At 45.1% G+C, this 18,985-nt stretch carries 17 protein-coding genes; 15 read left to right on the top strand and 2 right to left on the bottom strand.

Annotation, left to right across the window (positions count from 1 at the left end; all coding sequences use genetic code 11):
* Positions 1-838 precede the first annotated feature (838 nt).
* The 15 genes from CXF58_RS06980 (at position 839) to CXF58_RS06910 (ending at position 17,245) form a co-directional block, all read left to right on the top strand.
* Entirely contained in the window at positions 839-2,191 is a 1,353-nt protein-coding gene (locus CXF58_RS06980; RefSeq protein ID WP_068404390.1) for a Na(+)-translocating NADH-quinone reductase subunit A, read from the top strand.
* 5 nt (positions 2,192-2,196) lie between these two features.
* Positions 2,197-3,432: an NADH:ubiquinone reductase (Na(+)-transporting) subunit B gene (locus CXF58_RS06975; protein ID WP_068404388.1), complete on the top strand. Its 1,236-nt coding sequence runs from the start codon at positions 2,197-2,199 to the stop codon at positions 3,430-3,432.
* On the top strand, positions 3,413-4,345 hold the full coding sequence (locus tag CXF58_RS06970) for a Na(+)-translocating NADH-quinone reductase subunit C (RefSeq protein WP_068404386.1): 933 nt from the start codon (positions 3,413-3,415) through the stop codon (positions 4,343-4,345). The genes CXF58_RS06975 and CXF58_RS06970 overlap by 20 nt, the downstream gene beginning before the upstream one ends.
* A gap of 1 nt (position 4,346) precedes the next feature.
* Positions 4,347-5,018: an NADH:ubiquinone reductase (Na(+)-transporting) subunit D gene (locus CXF58_RS06965; protein ID WP_068404384.1), complete on the top strand. Its 672-nt coding sequence runs from the start codon at positions 4,347-4,349 to the stop codon at positions 5,016-5,018.
* A complete protein-coding gene (nqrE, locus tag CXF58_RS06960; RefSeq protein ID WP_068404382.1) occupies positions 5,018-5,626 on the top strand; it encodes an NADH:ubiquinone reductase (Na(+)-transporting) subunit E in 609 nt (202 codons plus the stop codon). Before CXF58_RS06965 ends, nqrE begins: the two co-directional genes overlap by 1 nt.
* A gap of 120 nt (positions 5,627-5,746) precedes the next feature.
* Positions 5,747-6,982, top strand: coding sequence for an NADH:ubiquinone reductase (Na(+)-transporting) subunit F (gene nqrF, locus CXF58_RS06955; protein ID WP_068404380.1), 1,236 nt, complete (start codon positions 5,747-5,749; stop codon positions 6,980-6,982).
* Between the two features lie 140 nt (positions 6,983-7,122).
* Positions 7,123-7,923: an SDR family NAD(P)-dependent oxidoreductase gene (locus CXF58_RS06950; protein WP_102077000.1), complete on the top strand. Its 801-nt coding sequence runs from the start codon at positions 7,123-7,125 to the stop codon at positions 7,921-7,923.
* Positions 7,924-8,103: 180 nt separating this feature from the next.
* Positions 8,104-9,234: an FAD:protein FMN transferase gene (locus tag CXF58_RS06945; protein ID WP_180952540.1), complete on the top strand. Its 1,131-nt coding sequence runs from the start codon at positions 8,104-8,106 to the stop codon at positions 9,232-9,234.
* Between the two features lie 121 nt (positions 9,235-9,355).
* Entirely contained in the window at positions 9,356-9,601 is a 246-nt protein-coding gene (gene nqrM / locus CXF58_RS06940; protein WP_068404374.1) for a (Na+)-NQR maturation NqrM, read from the top strand.
* A 374-nt stretch (positions 9,602-9,975) separates the two neighbouring features.
* The gene (locus CXF58_RS06935) at positions 9,976-11,253 is read left to right on the top strand and encodes an MFS transporter (protein WP_068404397.1); all 1,278 of its coding nucleotides are present in this window, start codon (positions 9,976-9,978) and stop codon (positions 11,251-11,253) included.
* Between the two features lie 111 nt (positions 11,254-11,364).
* The gene (locus tag CXF58_RS06930; RefSeq protein WP_102076998.1) at positions 11,365-12,186 is read left to right on the top strand and encodes an arylesterase; all 822 of its coding nucleotides are present in this window, start codon (positions 11,365-11,367) and stop codon (positions 12,184-12,186) included.
* On the top strand, positions 12,183-12,881 hold the full coding sequence (locus tag CXF58_RS06925; RefSeq protein ID WP_102076997.1) for an ABC transporter ATP-binding protein: 699 nt from the start codon (positions 12,183-12,185) through the stop codon (positions 12,879-12,881). The genes CXF58_RS06930 and CXF58_RS06925 overlap by 4 nt, the downstream gene beginning before the upstream one ends.
* Positions 12,859-15,480 (top strand): ABC transporter permease, encoded by a 2,622-nt coding sequence (locus CXF58_RS06920; protein WP_228706559.1) that lies wholly within the window; start codon positions 12,859-12,861, stop codon positions 15,478-15,480. The genes CXF58_RS06925 and CXF58_RS06920 overlap by 23 nt, the downstream gene beginning before the upstream one ends.
* A 131-nt stretch (positions 15,481-15,611) precedes the next feature.
* Positions 15,612-16,928, top strand: a complete 1,317-nt coding sequence (locus CXF58_RS06915) for a valine--pyruvate transaminase (RefSeq protein WP_102076995.1) — start codon at positions 15,612-15,614, stop codon at positions 16,926-16,928.
* Positions 16,929-16,942: 14 nt separating this feature from the next.
* Positions 16,943-17,245 (top strand): hypothetical protein, encoded by a 303-nt coding sequence (locus tag CXF58_RS06910; RefSeq protein WP_227514925.1) that lies wholly within the window; start codon positions 16,943-16,945, stop codon positions 17,243-17,245.
* 73 nt (positions 17,246-17,318) lie between these two features.
* Here the strand turns inward: CXF58_RS06910 and CXF58_RS06905 are convergent, their stop codons facing one another.
* Both CXF58_RS06905 and CXF58_RS06900 read right to left on the bottom strand, forming a co-directional pair.
* Positions 17,319-18,281: a DJ-1/PfpI family protein gene (locus CXF58_RS06905; RefSeq protein WP_068404359.1), complete on the bottom strand. Its 963-nt coding sequence runs from the start codon at positions 18,279-18,281 to the stop codon at positions 17,319-17,321.
* Positions 18,282-18,530: 249 nt separating this feature from the next.
* On the bottom strand, positions 18,531-18,923 hold the full coding sequence (locus tag CXF58_RS06900; protein ID WP_068404395.1) for a hypothetical protein: 393 nt from the start codon (positions 18,921-18,923) through the stop codon (positions 18,531-18,533).
* Between the last annotated feature and the right edge of the window lie 62 nt (positions 18,924-18,985).

Genomic DNA, 18,985 nt, shown 5'->3' with positions numbered 1-18,985 from the left:
CACCTTAGAGGTGGGAGAATTCTGCGCTAAGATGTTAAAAGCGACGGTTAGGACAAATTCATTAAATAGTAAAAATGGCAGTGGCAAGTCATAATACGAGTTAAAAATGGCAGAAAACCAATAATCATAACCATAAGTTTTAGCAGAAGGAATCACTCGTAACATTAGGTAAATTCACTTACCAACTGGCAATTTTAGGTCAGTTTAGCGTATAATCCTAGGTAAATTTGTATTTGTATGATAAAACCTAATCGTCTGCTACCTATTGACGATTGCAATCAGCATAAGGTAAATATGAGCTTTGTATTGGCAGTCAAATTAATGCTGAGCTTATCAAGTAATTGAGTTTACCCTGTAATCATAGGTCATTAACCAGCACTTAGATAGCTTTCACAAAGACAGCTTTCGCAAAGTATGAACAAATCACTGATGCCTCATTTATATTCACTCAAATGAACAGCGCTGCTTAAATTGCAACAACCCTATGATTTCTGATACGACAAATTTTAAGATTTTAATAAATCGTATGGTAGAACTGTCTTTTATCTACTGTCCTCCTCGTTGAGGATACTGTTAGATTTGAGAGTTTTACGATACACCTTGGTAGCCAGTCGTCACTTTGGTCATTCGAATAAGACATTAACGTGTTGTTAAGGAGTCTAAGGTCAGCGTTAATACTCTTACTTGTAGTTATGATGATGTGTCATGTCTAGAGTACTTTTTCACGCCCTTTTTTGGGTTTGCTAAAGCACTTTATTAATGACGCTGTTAGTCATGCTGCCGATATACCAAACAGGACGTCTGGTATCGTTTTAGACTATGGACTAAGTTTTCGCTTATGATTACCATCAAAAAAGGTTTGGATTTACCCATCACTGGTGAACCCTCCCGCGAGATATCTGAGCACAGACCCGCCTATGTAGCACTTGTTGGCTATGATTATGTGGGCATGAAGCCCACGATGAATGTCAAAGAAGGCGACATCGTAGCTAAAGGTCAGCCCGTTTTTGAAGACAAAAAACGGGTCGGCGTTATCTATACTGCTCCTGCTGCTGGTAAGGTCATCGCCGTCAATCGCGGTGAGCGTCGTGTTTTTGAAAGTCTTGTGATTGCGGTCGACCCAAACGGTGAAGAAGTAGAATTTCAGCGCTACGACTCCCAGCAACTTGCTGACCTAGATTCTGAAGTCGTTGAAACCCAACTGCTTGCCTCTGGCGAATGGACCGCATTTCGTACGCGTCCTTATAGCCGCTCTCCTGATATCGGTGCCCGTCCGCACGCTATCTTTGTCACCGCTATGGATACCAATCCACTAGCGTTCGACCCGATGTTGCTGATTAATGAGCAGCTTCAAGCGTTCAATGACGGACTTGCTGTATTATCAACCCTCAGCCCCAAGACCTTTGTCTGCCATCACGGCGATGCCCAGTTGACGCCAGTTGCCAAAACGGCGGTTAATAATGTCACTGAGTATCATAGCTTTGCTGGCAAACATCCTGCTGGTCTGGCTGGCACGCACATCCACTTTTTGCATCCTATCATGCGCGGCGTGACCGTGTGGACGATTGGTTACCAAGACGTGATTGCCATTGGTAAGCTGTTTACTACTGGTCGTTTATATACGCGCCGTATGCTTAGCCTCGCTGGCCCTGCGGTTAAAAACCCGCATTTGGTGGTCACCGAGCGCGGTGCAGATATCGCAGCATTGACCAAAGGTGAGCTTACAGCTGGCGAGAACCGTATCATCTCGGGTTCTGTGCTTTCAGGTCGCAAAGTGTTTGGCAATACCAATTATCTTGGTCGCTTTCATAATCAAATCAGTGCGCTAACCGAAGGTCGTGAACGTCCAGCGTTTCACTTCTTTACCGCTGGTGCCAATCGATTCTCTAAATTGCCTATCTATATCTCGCAGTTTTTTGGTGGTAAAAAATATGACTTTACCACTTCGAGCAATGGCTCACCGCGGGCGATGGTGCCAATTGGCGTCTATGAAGAAGTCATGCCTCAAGACTATCTGCCAACGCAGCTACTGCGCGCTTTGATTGTCGAAGACATCGTTAGCGCTGTCGATTTGGGCGTACTTGAATTGGACGAAGAAGATTTGGCATTATGCACCTTTGTATCTCCTGGCAAATATGAATTCGGCGATATTTTGCGTGACAACTTAACGCGCATTGAGCTGGAGGGCTAACCACGATGAAATTTTTACACAATATGTTCGATCGTATGGAGCCGTCTTTCACCAAGGGTGGCAAACACGAAAAGTACTACGCTATCTTTGAGATGTTTGATACGTTTTTACGTCAACCAGGCTCAACGACATACGCATCCTCACACGTGCGCGACGGTATCGACCTTAAGCGTATTATGATTACCGTTTGGTTATGTACCTTCCCTGCGATGTTTTGGGGTATGTATAACATCGGTCATCAAGCATTAACAGCGATTGCGCAGCTTGGCTTACAGCCTGAAGGCTGGCGTACCGTTATCACCAGTATGGCGGGCTACAATCCAGACAGTATCTGGGCAAGCTTTGTCTACGGGGCCATGCAGTTCTTACCGATTTATATCGTCACCTTTGCGGTCGGTATTCTCTGTGAGATTATCTTTGCTGTCGTGCGCGGCCATGAAGTTAACGAAGGTTTCTTTGTGACTTCTGTGCTATTTGCGCTCTGTCTTCCACCAGATATTCCTTTATGGCAAGTAGCCTTAGGTATCATCTTTGGTGTGGTTGTGGCAAAAGAAGTCTTTGGCGGTACGGGTAAAAACTTCTTGAACCCTGCCCTATCAGGTCGTGCGTTCTTGTACTTTGCTTACCCTGCTTATATGTCAGGCGACTCAGTATGGACGGCGGTTGATGGTTTCTCAGGAGCCACGCCACTTGGACTTGCTGCGCTTGGCGTCGTCCCAGAAGACTTCGTTGATGTTTATGGCAATGCCATCACGTGGACGGATGCTTTCTTAGGTAATATGCAAGGCAGTATCGGTGAAGTATCGACGCTGGCTATCTTGCTAGGTGCAGTGGTTCTACTTTGGACGCGCATTGCCTCATGGCGCATCATGGCAGGTTGTGTGGTGGGTCTAATCGCCACGTCGCTAGTCTTTAACATGGTTGGTTCTGAAGACAATATGATGATGAGCTTGCCGTTTTATTGGCATTTAGTCATCGGCGGTTTTGCCTTTGGTGCGGTGTTTATGGCAACCGATCCTGTATCAGCTGCGCACACCAATAAAGGCCGCTGGGCGTATGGTATTTTGATTGGTTTTATGACCGTACTTATTCGCGTCGTCAACCCAGCCTTCCCAGAAGGCATCATGCTTGCCATTTTATTCGCCAACTTATTTGCGCCACTATTTGATTACTTTGTGACGCAAGCCAATATCAAGCGCCAAACAGCACGGAGGGTTCGTTATGTCCAAGCCCAAAAGTAATAATGCAAAAACCATCAGCGTGGCGTTGACGCTATGCTTGGTGTGTTCTGTATTGGTCTCAGCGGCGGCTGTTGGTTTAAAACCAGCGCAAGTTGAAAACGCACGCTTAGACCGTAACAAAAATATCTTAGTTGCCGCCGGTATGTTTGACCCGGCGTCTGATACCAATGAAGATGTGGCCGAGCGTTTTAAAGACTTTGAGGTAAAGATCGTTGACCTTAATAAAGGCGATTACCTCGATGACGACGCGCTAAAAGCCGCTGGCATTCCCGATCGCAATGCGTACGATGCCAGTCAAGCGACCAAAAATCAGGCGCTAAGCGAAGATTTGGGCGGTAATGACCCTGCTGGTATCGGCCGTGTTCCTAAATATGCCAAAGTCTATGTCAAAAGTGATGACGCTGGACAACCTGAAATGGTGGTGCTGCCTATTCAAGGCTATGGTCTATGGGGTACGATTTATGGTTTCTTAACGCTTGAGAGCGATATGAATACCATCAAAGGTATCAGTTTTTATGAGCATAAAGAAACCCCAGGTCTAGGTGCTCGTATCGAAGAGCCTGAGTGGCGCGCCATGTGGAGCGGCATTCATTCTTATGACGAAAACGGCGCAGTAGCAACGGGTGTGACCAAAGCCGGTAATCCAAAAGACAACTGGGTAGATGGTATCAGTGGTGCTACTTTGACCAGTCGCGGCGTCAGTAACATGATTCAGTTTTGGCTCGGTGAGCAAGGTTATAAACCTTATCTAGATCATCTGCGTGAAGAGAGCGGTAAAACATTGGCGGATGCAGAAGTCAAAGCCAATCAAAGTCCGTATAAAAAACTGGGTCAGAACTTACATCAACAGCAGACGCATCCCGCAACCGAACTGGTCGCAGTAGTGCCAGCAGCACACGGCAAGGAGGCATAACATGGCTGATACAAAAACGATTTTAACCTCGCCTATCTTTGACAATAACCCGATTGCCCTGCAAATCTTAGGTATTTGTTCGGCGTTGGCGGTTACTACCAGTGTGGCGAATGCGCTGGTGATGAGTGTGGCGTTGACCTTGGTCACCGCATTCTCAAGCTTTTTTATCTCTATTATCCGTAAGCAAATCCCTTCAAGCATTCGTATTATTGTGCAGATGACGATTATTGCGTCATTGGTTATTGTGGTTGACCAGATTTTAAAAGCGGTCGCTTATGATGTCAGTAAAGGCTTGTCGGTATTCGTTGGTTTGATTATCACCAACTGTATCGTGATGGGCCGTGCCGAAGCATTTGCCATGAGCAATCCACCAGTACCAAGCTTTTTAGACGGTATTGGTAACGGTCTTGGTTACTCAGCGGTACTGCTATTCGTCGCGAGTGTGCGTGAGATTTTGGGCGCAGGCAGCTGGTTCGGTATTACCATTTTGCAAACTGCAAACGATGGTGGTTGGTACGTACCAAATGGTCTATTACTATTGCCACCGTCAGCGTTCTTTATTATCGCTCTGTTCATTGTGATTATCCGTACTTGGAAACCTGAACAGGTCGAAGAAGCTGAATTTGTAATGAAGCCGCAATCTAAAGGCATGGCACAAGGAGGCGGTCACTAATGGGACACTATGTCAGTTTATTTATAACCTCGGTCTTTATCGAGAATATGGCGCTGGCCTACTTCTTAGGCATGTGTACCTTTTTGGCGGTATCAAAAAAGGTCTCCACCGCGATTGGTCTTGGGGTCGCTGTGGTCGTCGTGATGGCGATTACCGTACCGCTAAATAACCTTTTGTTTCAGTTCATCTTAAAAAATGGTGCGCTGGCATGGGCAGGTTTCCCTGATATCGACTTAAGCTTTTTGGGCCTACTTAGTTATATCGGTTTGATTGCCGCTGTGGTACAGATTTTAGAGATGTTCTTAGATAAGTTCGTCCCAAGTCTGTATAACGCCCTTGGGGTGTTTTTGCCACTGATTACCGTCAACTGTGCCATCTTAGGTGGCGTACTGTTTATGGTTGAGCGTGATTATAACTTTGGCGAATCGATGGTATATGGCGTTGGCGCAGGCTTCGGTTGGGCATTGGCGATTACCGCCTTGGCGGGTATCCGTGAAAAGCTAAAATACTCAGACATTCCAGCGCCGCTGCGTGGTCTTGGTATTACCTTTATCACGGTTGGTCTGATGTCACTTGGCTTTATGTCTTTCGGCGGTATGTCAATTTAAACCGCTAAGATTAAACCCTATTTAGCACTTTGACCTATTTAATTCATTTATTCGGTAGGGGTTCAAAAAACGTAAAGACGTTTTTTCGCTCCCCTACTCCATAGATTAAGGATACCTACCATGGATTACGCTACGGCGATTGGTGGCGTTGCTATGTTTACCGTGATCATCATGGGTCTCGTTGCCATTATTTTGGCGGCGCGCTCAAGATTGGTCAGTTCAGGCGATGTTACTATCCATATCAACGATAATCCCGATAATGACGTCGTGACACCCGCGGGCGGAAAACTGCTACAAACATTGGCGAGCGAAGGTATTTTCTTATCTTCAGCCTGTGGTGGCGGTGGTACGTGCGCGCAGTGTCGTTGCCGCGTTATTGAAGGGGGCGGCTCTATTCTGCCCACCGAAACTGGGTATTTTACCCAAGGCGAAATCCGTAACCACATGCGCCTTGCTTGTCAGGTTGCGGTAAAGCAAGACATGAAAATTGAGATTGACCCTGAGTTTTTTGATGTACAAAAGTGGGAATGTGAAGTTGTCTCGAATGATAACGTTGCCACCTTTATTAAAGAGTTGGTACTAAAAATTCCAGAAGGCGAGGAAGTCAATTTCCGCGCGGGCGGTTATGTACAGTTAGAAGCGCCGCCGCATGAAGTGCACTATAAAGACTTTGTGATTGACGAAGAATACCGCGAAGATTGGGAAAAGTTCGACATTTTCAAATATGTGTCGAAAGTTGATGAGCCAGTGATTCGTGCTTACTCAATGGCCAACTACCCAGACGAAAAAGGCATCATTAAGTTTAATATCCGTATCGCCAGTCCACCGCCACGCGGTCCTGACGGTATACCACCGGGCAAAATGTCCTCTTGGGTATTTAGCCTCGTCCCTGGCGATAAAGTGACGGTTTCGGGTCCTTATGGTGAGTTCTTTGCCAAAGACACCGAAGCTGAAATGATTTTCGTTGGTGGTGGTGCAGGTATGGCGCCGATGCGCTCGCATATTTTCGATCAGCTCAAACGCTTAAATACCAAGCGTAAGATTAGCTTTTGGTATGGCGCGCGCTCGATTCGTGAGATGTTCTACGTTGAAGATTATGACCAACTAGAAGAAGAGTTTGATAACTTCGAGTGGCATGTGGCCTTGTCTGATCCTCTCCCTGAGGACAATTGGGAAGGTCCAACTGGCTTTATCCATAACGTGCTGCTTGAAAATTATCTTAAAGACCATCCAAACCCAGAAGACTGTGAATACTACATGTGCGGGCCACCGATGATGAACGCGGCGGTTATCGACATGCTACACAGTTTGGGCGTGGAAGATGAAAACATCATGCTTGATGATTTTGGTGGTTAAGTCGATTATTTAAATCGGTTGATAACACCTATGTATTCAACAAGTATCGTTAAGCTAAAAATATATGATAAATTAAGAGTCTCAATAGAGGCTCTTTTTTTATGCGCTAAATCAACCATTTTCAATCAGAAAGGATTCTTATGAAAACCAAAGTGAAAGATTTGACCATTTGGGTTACCGGCGCGTCTAGCGGTATCGGCGAAGCATTATCAATTGCCTTTGCCAAACGTGGTGCCAGCATTATTTTAAGTGGCCGTGATAAAGATAAATTAGAGACCGTCAAAATTCGCTGCAAAAACAGCAAAAAACATATCGTCGTTCCCTTTGATATCGCCGATGCCAAGCAAGCAAAAGCTGCCTATGAAACAATCAAGGCTAAAACTGAAAAAGTGGATTGGTTGATTAATAATGCAGGTATCAGTCAACGGGCGCTTATTATGGAAACGACTGAGGAAATTGAGCGTAAGCTGATGGAGATAGATTATTTCGCGCAAACGCGGCTGACCAGACTGGTATTGCCCGATATGATTGCGCAAGGCGGCGGCAAAATTGTCATGGTATCGAGCGTGGCAGGTTTACTGGGTACCCAATATCGCGGCGCGTATGGTGCTGCCAAAGCCGCGATTCATATGTGGGCAAACAGCTTGCGTGCAGAATTGCATGACCAAGGTATCGAGGTGGCGACCATATTCCCAGGATTTATTCAAACCAATATCTCTATCAATGCTTTAACTGGTGATGGTAGCGCGCAGGGGACGATGGATGACGCCACCAATAAAGGACTGACGGCGACCGCCTTTGCCAAACAGGTCGTCAAAGCTCTGACTAAGGGTGAAGAATATATCATCGTTGCTGGCAATAAAGAAAAACTTGCCACTAGAGTCAATCGTTTATCGCCGCCAAAGCTATATAAGCTTATTCGGGAGTCACAGGTTAAATAAAAACAGGCAGGTTCAATCGTATCTTCTCGAGTCGTAGTTATTCAAGTCGTACGTTAGTCGTAAATTGGCCTTATCGGTAACAAGGGGTGTAAAATAGGCGACGCTTAGCTTGCTTAGTTTATTACCTGCAAACTAACGTCCCCACTCACCCCTTCGCTTTATCAAGCTGTGATGACTTATATGACAAATTTAACCACCTTTCTTACTCCTAACAAACCCCTAAAATCCGCCTCTTTAACCATTATTGCTATCAGCTCTGTACTCATGCTTAGCGCCTGCCAGCAAAAGCCCGATTACGACAATCTTAGCGGCGAGACCATGGGCACCAGCTACCACATCAGTTATCAATTCCCCAAAGGCGCTGATGAAGCTGCCATACAAGCAGCAATTGATAAGCGCTTGCAAGATATAAACGACAGCATGTCGACCTATCAAGCCGACTCTACTATTTCTAAATTTAACCAATTAGGCAAAGATACGCCGATTGCTATCGACGCCGATTTTAGCCATGTGTTGCAAGCCTCAAGGCAAGTTTATGAGCTATCGGGCGGCGCTTTTGACCCAACGGTAATGCCTTTGATAGAAACTTGGGGCTTTGGCAGTACCATGACGGTTGAGCGCTTACAAAGTCCGCCAACGGCGCTTGAGATTGCGCAAGCGAAAGCCTTGGTCGATTTTGACAGTGTCATTCAAAAAGATGACAGCATTTATAAAACCAAAGACGGCGTTGGCCTTGATTTTTCGGCGGTGGCTAAAGGTTATGGCGTCGACGTCATTGCCGATGTGCTTAAGAACACTTATCAAATTCGCAACTATATGGTTGAGATTGGCGGCGAAGTGGCGACTTCAGGCGTTAGCGCCCAGCAGCAGCCGTGGCAAATCGCTATTGATGCACCCATTGAGGGCAGTACGGTAAGTACTCGGCAAGCAATGGCGATGATTCGCCAGCCTATCAATAATGGCGCTAGCATGGCGCTTGCTACTTCTGGCAACTATCGCAACTCCGTTGTTTTCGATGGTAAGCACTATAGCCATACTATTGCCCCAACCACAGGTGAGCCAATCGTAGGCGGTGCGCCATCAGTAACGGTCGCTGCAGAAACGGTGGCGCTGGCGGATGCGTGGGCAACGGCCTTGACCGCCATGCCTTATGAAAAAGCGCTGGCTACGGCGAAAGAGCACAATATCGCAGCTTTATTTGTGATTTTGGCAAAAGGTGTTGCAGCAGACACGGCGACCGACAGCGTTGATGATTGGCAAGTGGTCGAAACGCCGGCGATGAAAACCTTACGCGCCGATAAAAAGTCTTAGTATCAAACGTCTAGACTGTAATAACCTGCTAAGCACAAACGGGCGAGGCAAATTTTTGCTATACTATAAGTAAGTCATTGCTTAGATGGCTGCTTCATATTTTAAACGAGAGGTTATCTCTATGCTTAACCAATTGCTTCCCATGCTTGCTGTTACCTTTACCGTCTTTATGCTGTTTTTTATCTTTATGGGCATCGGTTATATGGTCAAAAAAAAGCCGCTTAGAGGCTCGTGCGGTGGTGTGGCAAAATTGATGGGTGATGAGTTTTGCTCATTTTGTGGTAACGACCCCAATAAATGCGAATCGCTGGTTGACCAGCAGCAAGAAACCGCGCTAAAGGCTGCGCAATTAGGCAAGTCGGTATAAACCTGCTATTTGTTACCATACGTTGGTAGTATTTAGCCGCCCTCTATTCTTATAATAGCGTCGAGTCCTTTGCAATTAACCTTGCAAACTAACGGTGACTGACGCTATTTTTGCTTTAGCGTTTATATAAAAGCCTTTTTATCATAAGCGCTATCAGCAAAGCCAAAACTTCACTATTCATATACTAACTTTACCCTGATAAATGGGGTAGCAAGTTCATATGACTTGCTTTCTGCAAGTGTTTTTATACTCTATATTCTAATATGTGGTCTTGAGCGCCGTCTTATCGACGGGCCTTGGGGTTATTTATAAGTGCTGCTGAGTCAGTGCTTATAAATGACGTGTCCTTTTTTTATTTTAATAGTCGTGCTGCTATGTCTACCTCTCCTAATTTGCAATCTGATATACCGTCCCAGTCTCAACCAGATGCGCCAGCAAACCTAAAGCTGCCCTCATCGCGCTTTATTTTTTGGCTGGTGCTATGTGCTATGGTTTTATTGGCGTCCAATATGCGCGCGCCGATTGTGGCGCTGGGTTCTATTGCGCCGGTAGTGCAAGGGGCGCTTGATATCTCCGAAACCCAAATTGGTTGGCTTGGTGCAGTGCCGATGCTGACCTTTGCGCTTGGGGCTTTTATTTCCCCTACGATTGGGAAGCGTTTTGGCCTTGAAAATACGCTGATCACGATGATTGCGTTATTAACCGCAGGTATGGTTATTCGTAGCGTCATTCCGACTTGGATTGGCTTTTTAAGCGGCACGTTATTGCTAACATTGGCAATTGGCTTTGCCAATACCCTTGCTGCCCCTGTCATCAAACAGCGCACACCGAACCATATTCCTCTGATTACAGGTTTATTTAGTCTCACCATGACAGTGTCGGCTGGGATTGTCGCTGGCGTGGTATTGCCATTATCTGAGAAGGTTGGTTGGCAATGGGCACTTGGTGGCTGGTCGATTTTAGGCTTGTTTGCCTTAATCATTTGGGTAGTGCTACGGCTGCGTTTGGGTTCTTCGAACCATCAGCCCATCAAACCTCTTGCCGCAGGCGAGAAAGCGCCATCGCACATTTCGATGTGGCGCACGCCGTTTGCTTGGCAAATTGCGGTATTTATGGGCTTACAGTCCTTGCTTTTTTATACCGTTGCCAGTTTCTTACCGTCGATATGGCTAAGTAAAGGGTTGTCAGCGGTGAGCGCGGGACAAATGGCTTCCGTCTTTCAATTTATGGCACCGGTTGCTATTTTAAGCTTAACGTGGCTCGTCAACCGCGGGCGTCCTATACAAGCGCTGGCCATCTTTGCTGCGTCACTAAACGTGCTCGGCGTCTTGGGTCTCACTTATCTGTCTGCCGATTATGCTTGGCTATGGTCAGGACTAATGGGCATGGGCTGCTCGGCGATTTTCACTTTAAGTATGATGCTGTTTTCGATGCGTACTTATACCGCCAATCAATCAAGCGAGCTGTCGGGCATGGCGCAAGCCATTGGTTATCTGATTGCGTTTTTTGGTCCACTTGGCACCGGTTGGTTGCATGAAGCAACGGACAACTGGGATTTACCGTTATTCATTATGCTGGTACTGATGATTATCAACGTGGGGTTTGCTTGGCTGGTTAGCCGCCCGCTAATGGTCGATGGTAAAAAGATTTAATTTTTATCTTCAATCAATTAACCTTCGGTGTCAATCAATTAACTTTTGTACCATATTGCGGCTTACCTGATTCTGCTAGACTGACTTTATTGTATTTAGGACAGCAGAATCATGATAAATATACCCTCTCACCCACCGCAGCGTTTGCTTACGGGCGCCGCCTTGAGCCTCGCAATCGCTATGAGCGGTTGTCAACAGCAGCCTGACGCCAATACGGCTGACAATACTCAAAATAATAATCCGGCCGTCAATACGACAATGGCTGAACCTCAAACGCCAGAATCTACTCCATCTAAGCATTCAGCTGAGCAGCAAGCACCTTTAACCATCTTGGCATTGGGCGATTCGTTGACCGAAGGGCTTGGCGTTGATAATAATGCCAATTACCCCGCGCAGCTAGAAGCTCGCTTAAAAGAGATGGGCTACAAGGATGTCAAAGTAATCAATTCAGGCTTGAGTGGCGAAACCAGTACCGGGCTTGTCAATCGACTCGATTGGGTATTGCAAACCAAACCTGATATTACCATTTTAACCGTTGGAGCTAATGATGCCATCCGCGGTATTGATGTGGCAACGGTCGAAGCCAATATTCGCACCGCTATTAAACGCCTTCAAGATGGCGGTAGCGAAGTCATGTTGGGCGGTATGCAGATTTATGACAATCTTGGCGCTGACTACGTCGAATCGTTTGCTGCGATATATCCAAGGGTGGCGAAAGATATGAATGTGACGCTGATTCCATTCTTTTTAGACGGTGTGGGCGGTGATGCAAAATTAAACCAAGCCGATGCCATTCATCCAACCAAGGAAGGCTATAGCATTATCGTTAACGACAATATTTTGCCAATTCTGCAACCTGAAATCGAAAAGCTAGAAGCAGCTAATACCGATACGGCAACGAAATCTAGCACGCCTACTGAGACTAGCCAATGACTGCTACAGCCCATAACAAAGCACTACTTACCGCCTCCAAGCTGAATAAAACCGTTCAAGTCGGCGAGCAATCATTATCCATTATTAAAGACGTCGATATCCATGTCGATGCGGGCGAGTTTGTGGTCATCATGGGTAAATCCGGCTCGGGCAAATCGACTTTGCTCGGACTACTGGCAGCGTTAGATTATCCTGATAGTGGAAGCGTTGAATTGGCAGGGCAAACCTTAAGTGCGCTTGATGAAGATGCTTTAGCCGTTATTCGACAACGCGAAATGGGATTTGTCTTTCAGTCGTTTCATCTATTACCGACATTAACGGTTGCAGAAAACATTGCCTTTCCGCTTGATATTGCCCGCCGTCCGAATAAAGCACGCGTAAATGAGTTGATTGAAGCGGTTGATTTAGGGCATCGGCGTGATAGCTTACCCAACCAATTATCAGGCGGAGAGCAGCAGCGTACTGCCGTGGCGCGCGCCTTGGTGTCGCAGCCAAAAATCGTCTTTGCCGATGAACCAACAGGCAATTTAGATGAGCAAAATGCCAATCAAGTCATGCAACTGTTATTAGATTTACGCCAGCAGGTTGGCTCGGCATTGGTCGTGGTCACCCATGATGCTGCACTTGCAGAGATGGCAGATCGGGTCATTACCATGCATGACGGTATGATAGATGGATCAAAAATCAATGGATAACATGGATAATGAGTCGAATGATTCGCGTGGCAGAATAAGCCCACTACTTAATCGTCTGTTAATTTCAAAAAACTTGGGCGCGCAAGCCTTAAGTCGTAGCTGGTGGCAGCGCTGGATCTATCCCGTCTTATTCTTAATCACATTAGTTCTTTCGCTTGCCACTTACCTGACTTTAGATTCTATCCAGCAATCGGTTGATACTTATATCAATGATAATCAGCGCGCACTCGTTGGCGGCGATTTAATATTAAACAGTAAGCAAGATTGGCCAAGCGAGGTATTAGCACAAGTAGAGACGGTCGCTGATACGCAAATAGTATATGACTATCAGTTTAGCGCCATGGTAGTGACCGATGAGCAAACTTTACTTGCTAGCGTCAAAGCGGTTTCGCCAGCTTATCCGTTATATGGAGAAGCCGAACTTGCTTCGGGGCAACCATTATGGCAGCAATTAAGCGCTGCTAATGTCGTCGTCGCGCCCGAAGTACTAAACAGCTTAAACGCCACTGTCGGTGACCAAATCACCATTGGTGATGCTGATTTTACGATTAGTGATGTGCTGACCAAAGAGCCTGACCGCCCGTTGACGGCCTTTGGTTTTGGTGGGCGGGTTTTGATGCATGAGGATGCGCTTGCGGCGACCAACTTATTAGGACAGCGTAGCCGTATTAATTACCGTATTGAGCTGGCAGGTGAGCCAGAGCAGATAACAGAACAGCGAGAAAAGCTGACGCAAATACTAACCAATTACCCTGATATTGAGCTCTCTGATGCTGAGTCCGCCGATACCTCTGTCTCGCGTATCTCTGACAATGTCTTGATGTTTTTAAAGCTGCTCGTCATTGCCGTGCTGTTATTATCAGCAGTGGCGATGTATGGCGTCATTACCGCTTTTGTGACCAAGCAGCAATCTAGTAACGCCATTCGTTTGGCATTAGGTGAGCCGCTTAAATCTTTAAAACGCAGCTACTATCAGCTATTGATTGTTACTACTATCATTGCTTGTGTGGCCGCGGTTATCGTCAGTTTTGGCTTACTGAAAGTCGGCCAGCCGTATCTCATTGCTATCTTGCCAGCGGATGTTGGTTTAGCTATTAACCCAATTAGCGCCATTAAAACCATTATTATCGCGCTAGTGCTAACATTGCTTATCGCTCAGCGTGGTTTAAGCACGTTAAGTAGCACCAAACCTGCCACTTTACTAAATCAAGGTGCAAGCACAAACTCGCAAAATCTGCCTTGGTATCGGCGTCTGCCGTTACTTTGGTATGGATTGATGCTAGTTGGTCTCTATGTGTTTTTTGCTTATGAAGTAGATTCTCTGATACTAGGTGCGCAGCTGTTAGTAGGCTTAACTGCCTTCGTAGCGATATTTTGGCTATTAGCTCGCGCTTGGTTATGGCTGCTGATTAAGTTTGCCAAGCATTCTAATATCAGCTGGATGCAGCGTATTGCTATCCATAACCTTGCCCGTAAAGGCAATCAGTCGGCATTATTTTTTGTCACTTTATCGCTGTCAGTGGCGGTTTTAACTTTGATTACCACGCTTAATCATAGTATCAATGCCCAGTTTATTAATGCCTATCCTGAAGATGCGCCCAATTTATTTTTGCTCGATATTCAAAGTGACCAGCACGAAGAGATTGATAACATCATTGCTGCGCCTGTGAGCTATTATCCTGTCATTCGCGCGCGTGTTGTCACGGCTAATAATATACCCGTACAAGATATCGAGCCTGCTGACGGCTTTGATGATCCGACGCGGGTCTTTAATTTAAGCTATGCCGATATAGTGATGGATACTGAATTTATTACAGATTCACTAGTAAAAAACGAGCTTTATGCCCCTATTAAGACTGTAGATAGTGACTCAGCGCAAACCGTTGCGCCATTATCGATTTTGGATACGGCAGCCAGTTTGCTAAATGTTGGAATGGGTGATCAGGTGCGCTTTAATATCCAAGGGATTGAGATTATCGGGCAAATCACCAGTATCCGCTCGCGCTATGAGAAAGGTCCTAGCCCTTATTTTTACTTTTTATTTGAGCCTGAAGTGTTAGCAGCTGCTCCGCAAATCCAATTTGCTACCGCCCACGTTGCAGCAGAGGATATTCCAAAACTCCAAGGTCAGTTAGTACGCGAGTTTCCTGCGGTAACGACCATCGACGGTACGGCTATCGCGCAGCAAGTCCAAGAGCTAGTGGTACAAATGAGCCGTTTGGTTTATGTCTTCACCTTACTGGCATTGCTGACGGGTATCATGGTTTTGATTAGCTCGCTACTATCTACCTCGCAAGACCGAATGAAAGACAGTGCTTCATTTAGGCTCCTCGGAATGCAAAAGCGTGACCTATATATGCTCAATATCTTAGAGCTTGGCATACTTGGCATTAGTGCCGCTTTATTTGCGGTTATTATCGCTAATATCGGCGCGTGGGCTGCTATTACCCAATGGTTTAATCTGCGCTTTAGCGTACCGTGGACAAGCTTGGCTATTGGCGGTGTAGCGTTAGTTGGTTTGCTGTTTGCCATTGCTATTATTTATGTGAGATTAGTGATTGGGCGTGGGATTATGGCGCGGGTACGGGCGATGATTTAACAGTCGATATTGTGAATGTCAGTCATTCTTAATATTCCAGCTCGTTTAAAACTGACTATTTGCTATACTAATGCGCGTCCCAGCATTCAGATATAGCTCTCATAAACCATTTAAAAAAGTACGGTAGCCTTATGAAATTCTCAAAGTTTGGTCAAAAATTTACCCAGCCAACTGGTATCTCACAATTGATGGATGATTTGGGCGATGCGCTAAAAAGCGATCAGCCTATCAATATGCTGGGCGGTGGTAACCCTGCCAAGATTGATGCGGTTAATGAGCTGTTTTTAGAGACTTATAAAGCGCTTGGTAATGATAACGATGATGGTGAAGCCAATAGTAGCGCGATTATTAGTATGGCAAATTACTCCAATCCGCAGGGCGATGCAGGCTTTATCGATGCCTTAGTTAGCTTCTTTAATCGTCATTATGATTGGAATTTGACGGCAGAAAATATCGCTTTGACCAATGGCTCGCAGAATGCTTTTTTCTACTTGTTTAATTTATTTGGCGGCGCATTTAATAATGGCGAAAATCAATCGGTAGATAAATCAATTCTACTGCCATTAACGCCTGAATATATTGGCTATAGTGACGTCCATGTCGAAGGTCAGCATTTTGCTGCTGTATTGCCGCATATCGATGAAGTCACTCACGATGGCGAAGCAGGTTTCTTTAAATATCGCGTCGATTTTGACGCGTTAGAGAACCTGCCAGCATTGAAGGAAGGTCGCATTGGTGCGATTTGTTGTTCGCGTCCGACCAATCCAACGGGCAATGTGTTGACTGATGAAGAAATGGCACATTTATCCGAGCTTGCCAAGCGTTATGATATACCGCTAATCATCGATAACGCCTACGGTATGCCCTTCCCGAATATCATCTATTCTGACGCGCATCTAAACTGGGATAATAATACGATTTTATGCTTTAGCCTGTCTAAAATTGGCTTGCCCGGTATGCGTACCGGCATTATCGTTGCCGATGCGAAAGTCATAGAAGCGGTCAGCGCGATGAATGCGGTAGTCAATCTAGCGCCGACACGTTTTGGCGCAGCGATTGCCACGCCATTGGTGAACGATGACCGTATCAAGCAGTTAGCGGATAATGAGATTAAACCCTTTTATCAACAGCAAGCGACATTAGCGGTCAAGCTGTTAAAAGAAGCGCTGGGTGATTATCCATTAATGATTCATAAGCCGGAGGGCGCGATATTTTTATGGTTATGGTTTAAAGACTTGCCGATTAGCACCACTGAGCTGTATGAGATTCTCAAAGACAAAGGCACGATTATTGTACCAAGTGAATATTTCTTCCCCGGTGTCGATGTCAGCGATTATAAACATGCCCATGAGTGTATTCGTATGAGTATCGCTGCCGATGAGCAAACGCTGATTGATGGTATTCGAGTGATTGGTGAAGTGGTGCGTGGTATTTATGATGAAAGATAGGCTGACTTGGTAATATGACTTCGCGTGAGGTTTCTATGCGTTACGAATTTGAAAATGTAAAAATCAGTAGAGAAAAAAGATACTCGCTCGGTAAAGAAACCACTACCAATAAATATTACTTATCTTTTCCAGTTAGTCCGCCAAATCAGAGGTATGTTGAGTTTGAAGAATATTATGAAATCTCTTCTGAACAGCTTGATGAATTTTTAGAAAACGAAGATGTATTAATAGAATTTTTGGATAAATGTAGAACAAGAAAAATGGATCATTTATTTATCTTTTATCCTATAGCTCCTGTTCGGGGTTATCCAACTTAGATTACCTTCTTAAAGTAAAAAACGGACTTATAAATAGTCCGTTTTTTTTGTGCTATGGCTGAATCCAAACGGTTTAGCGCAGCGCTTTTAACAAAGCTTCAGTACTCATTTTACCAAAGTCATTAGCCGCCAAGGGTCCATCGCCTGAGATCAGCTTTCTGTCTTGATGGGTATGTCCTGTCGCCAGTTTATTGGTAATCGTAACGCCCAAATCTTCTAGCTTTTCGCCAAAGTACCAAGGCATCGTACCGGGCAAATAACCAATTTTTGGCATTTGCTTGTCCATAGCTGTCGGGAACGCTACCATTTTATAACCTTTAAAAATAAAGTCGCGTTTGGCGTTATCGTCTTTATCGGCGCTATTAGTATTGTCAGCGCTATCAGGTTTATCAGAGCTATCAGGACTTTCTAAATTGGCCGCCAATAAAGCCGCCGGTCCATGACAAATGGCTAAGGTAAATAAATCCTTGTCATAACCCCAACGTAGCAACTCGCCAAGGTTATAATCTTCAGGCAAACCCAGCATTGCCCCATGCCCACCGGGGATAAAGATTGCTGCGTAATCCTCGCTATTTGCCATGTCATTTTTGACAAAATCCGCGATACTTTTTGGACTTTTAAGCTTAGACTCATATTCCGCGTAGATTTTTTTGACGTCGTCATCGTCCTCTGGCATTGCCCACTGCTCGACTTTGACAGCCTCCCCGGTTGGGGTAAAAACATCTACCGTAAACCCTGCTTTTTTAAAATGCAGCAACGGCACCATCATCTCAACCGGATGATTGCCAGTCTTAAACTTCTTATCATTTGCCATGGTCATGTACTGCTGCTCGGTGCAGACCATCAGGATTTTTTTGTTGCCCGTATATGGCGCTTCGTACTCGCTATGATCGTAGTTGGTTTTGTTAGGCGCTGCCAATTTAAGCGAAGCTTTAGAAGGGGTATAAGCGCCATCTTCGGTTTCTTGCGGCTCTAAACCTAAGGTGTCTTTGGCTTTGTCTACTATGTCACTGATATTAAGGTCTGAGATATTCATAACTTTTCCTATTTTATTATTGCTTATGTTGGATTGATAGTTAGGAAAGATAGAATAATTGCCTGTCGCTACCTTTCTGATTGTAAGGTAGCAAACTCATAACGCATTAAATAGACCAGAGTTTTTTGACTTTCGTAAGCTTTGTAAATGGTGAGTTGCTTAAATTTGGCATTTTAAAAAAGCATCAGAGTAAAAAGCCTTAAAGTAAAAAGCGCAAAGCAATGAGCTTATAAACAATAAAAAACGGACTTAGCAATAGTCCGTTTTTTTCTGCCGTTTAATCATAGGTTTGACGGTATTGATTGATTGAAATGTCTTTGTCCATACGGTAAGGCCGTAGATAATATAAGAAAGCAGACAGGTATTCACGATATCATGGATACTGGCTTTTATCTCTGCTGCTTTTAACCCTACCACACCAAGTTCGGTAAGCGTCTGGCGATTGTCCAAATATTCACCCAATAGAGCGATGGCGGTCACCAAAATCAAAGCGACAAAGGCTCTAACGCTGTATTTTTTAAAAATTGGACGTAGAAAAAGTAAACTTAATAGGTAGACGCCAATGCCCACATAGATATGTAAGGCGTCTTTGTCTAAGCCAGTAGCATCAACGACACCGTTTTTAAAGAGATAAAAATCCACGATTTTATTCCGTGTAAAAGAGGTAAAAAGTAACTGAGTATAAATGAAAAACAGCCAATTAT

The sequence above is a fragment of the Psychrobacter sp. Sarcosine-02u-2 genome (genome assembly GCF_002836335.1).
Taxonomy (GTDB): domain Bacteria; phylum Pseudomonadota; class Gammaproteobacteria; order Pseudomonadales; family Moraxellaceae; genus Psychrobacter; species Psychrobacter faecalis.
Note: the sequence above shows the minus strand (reverse complement) of the source record. Positions and strands in the feature narration are given on the sequence as shown.

Coding starts and splice junctions, on each gene's coding strand:
- CXF58_RS06925 (WP_102076997.1), top strand. CDS start 12,183: ATGACTGCTACAGCCCATAACAAAGCACTACTTACCGCCTCCAAGCTG.
- CXF58_RS06970 (WP_068404386.1), top strand. CDS start 3,413: ATGTCCAAGCCCAAAAGTAATAATGCAAAAACCATCAGCGTGGCGTTG.
- nqrF (WP_068404380.1), top strand. CDS start 5,747: ATGGATTACGCTACGGCGATTGGTGGCGTTGCTATGTTTACCGTGATC.
- nqrM (WP_068404374.1), top strand. CDS start 9,356: ATGCTTAACCAATTGCTTCCCATGCTTGCTGTTACCTTTACCGTCTTT.
- CXF58_RS06910 (WP_227514925.1), top strand. CDS start 16,943: ATGACTTCGCGTGAGGTTTCTATGCGTTACGAATTTGAAAATGTAAAA.
- CXF58_RS06980 (WP_068404390.1), top strand. CDS start 839: ATGATTACCATCAAAAAAGGTTTGGATTTACCCATCACTGGTGAACCC.
- CXF58_RS06945 (WP_180952540.1), top strand. CDS start 8,104: ATGACAAATTTAACCACCTTTCTTACTCCTAACAAACCCCTAAAATCC.
- CXF58_RS06930 (WP_102076998.1), top strand. CDS start 11,365: ATGATAAATATACCCTCTCACCCACCGCAGCGTTTGCTTACGGGCGCC.
- CXF58_RS06905 (WP_068404359.1), bottom strand. CDS start 18,281: ATGAATATCTCAGACCTTAATATCAGTGACATAGTAGACAAAGCCAAA.
- CXF58_RS06965 (WP_068404384.1), top strand. CDS start 4,347: ATGGCTGATACAAAAACGATTTTAACCTCGCCTATCTTTGACAATAAC.
- CXF58_RS06935 (WP_068404397.1), top strand. CDS start 9,976: ATGTCTACCTCTCCTAATTTGCAATCTGATATACCGTCCCAGTCTCAA.
- CXF58_RS06915 (WP_102076995.1), top strand. CDS start 15,612: ATGAAATTCTCAAAGTTTGGTCAAAAATTTACCCAGCCAACTGGTATC.
- CXF58_RS06950 (WP_102077000.1), top strand. CDS start 7,123: ATGAAAACCAAAGTGAAAGATTTGACCATTTGGGTTACCGGCGCGTCT.
- CXF58_RS06975 (WP_068404388.1), top strand. CDS start 2,197: ATGAAATTTTTACACAATATGTTCGATCGTATGGAGCCGTCTTTCACC.
- nqrE (WP_068404382.1), top strand. CDS start 5,018: ATGGGACACTATGTCAGTTTATTTATAACCTCGGTCTTTATCGAGAAT.
- CXF58_RS06920 (WP_228706559.1), top strand. CDS start 12,859: ATGGATCAAAAATCAATGGATAACATGGATAATGAGTCGAATGATTCG.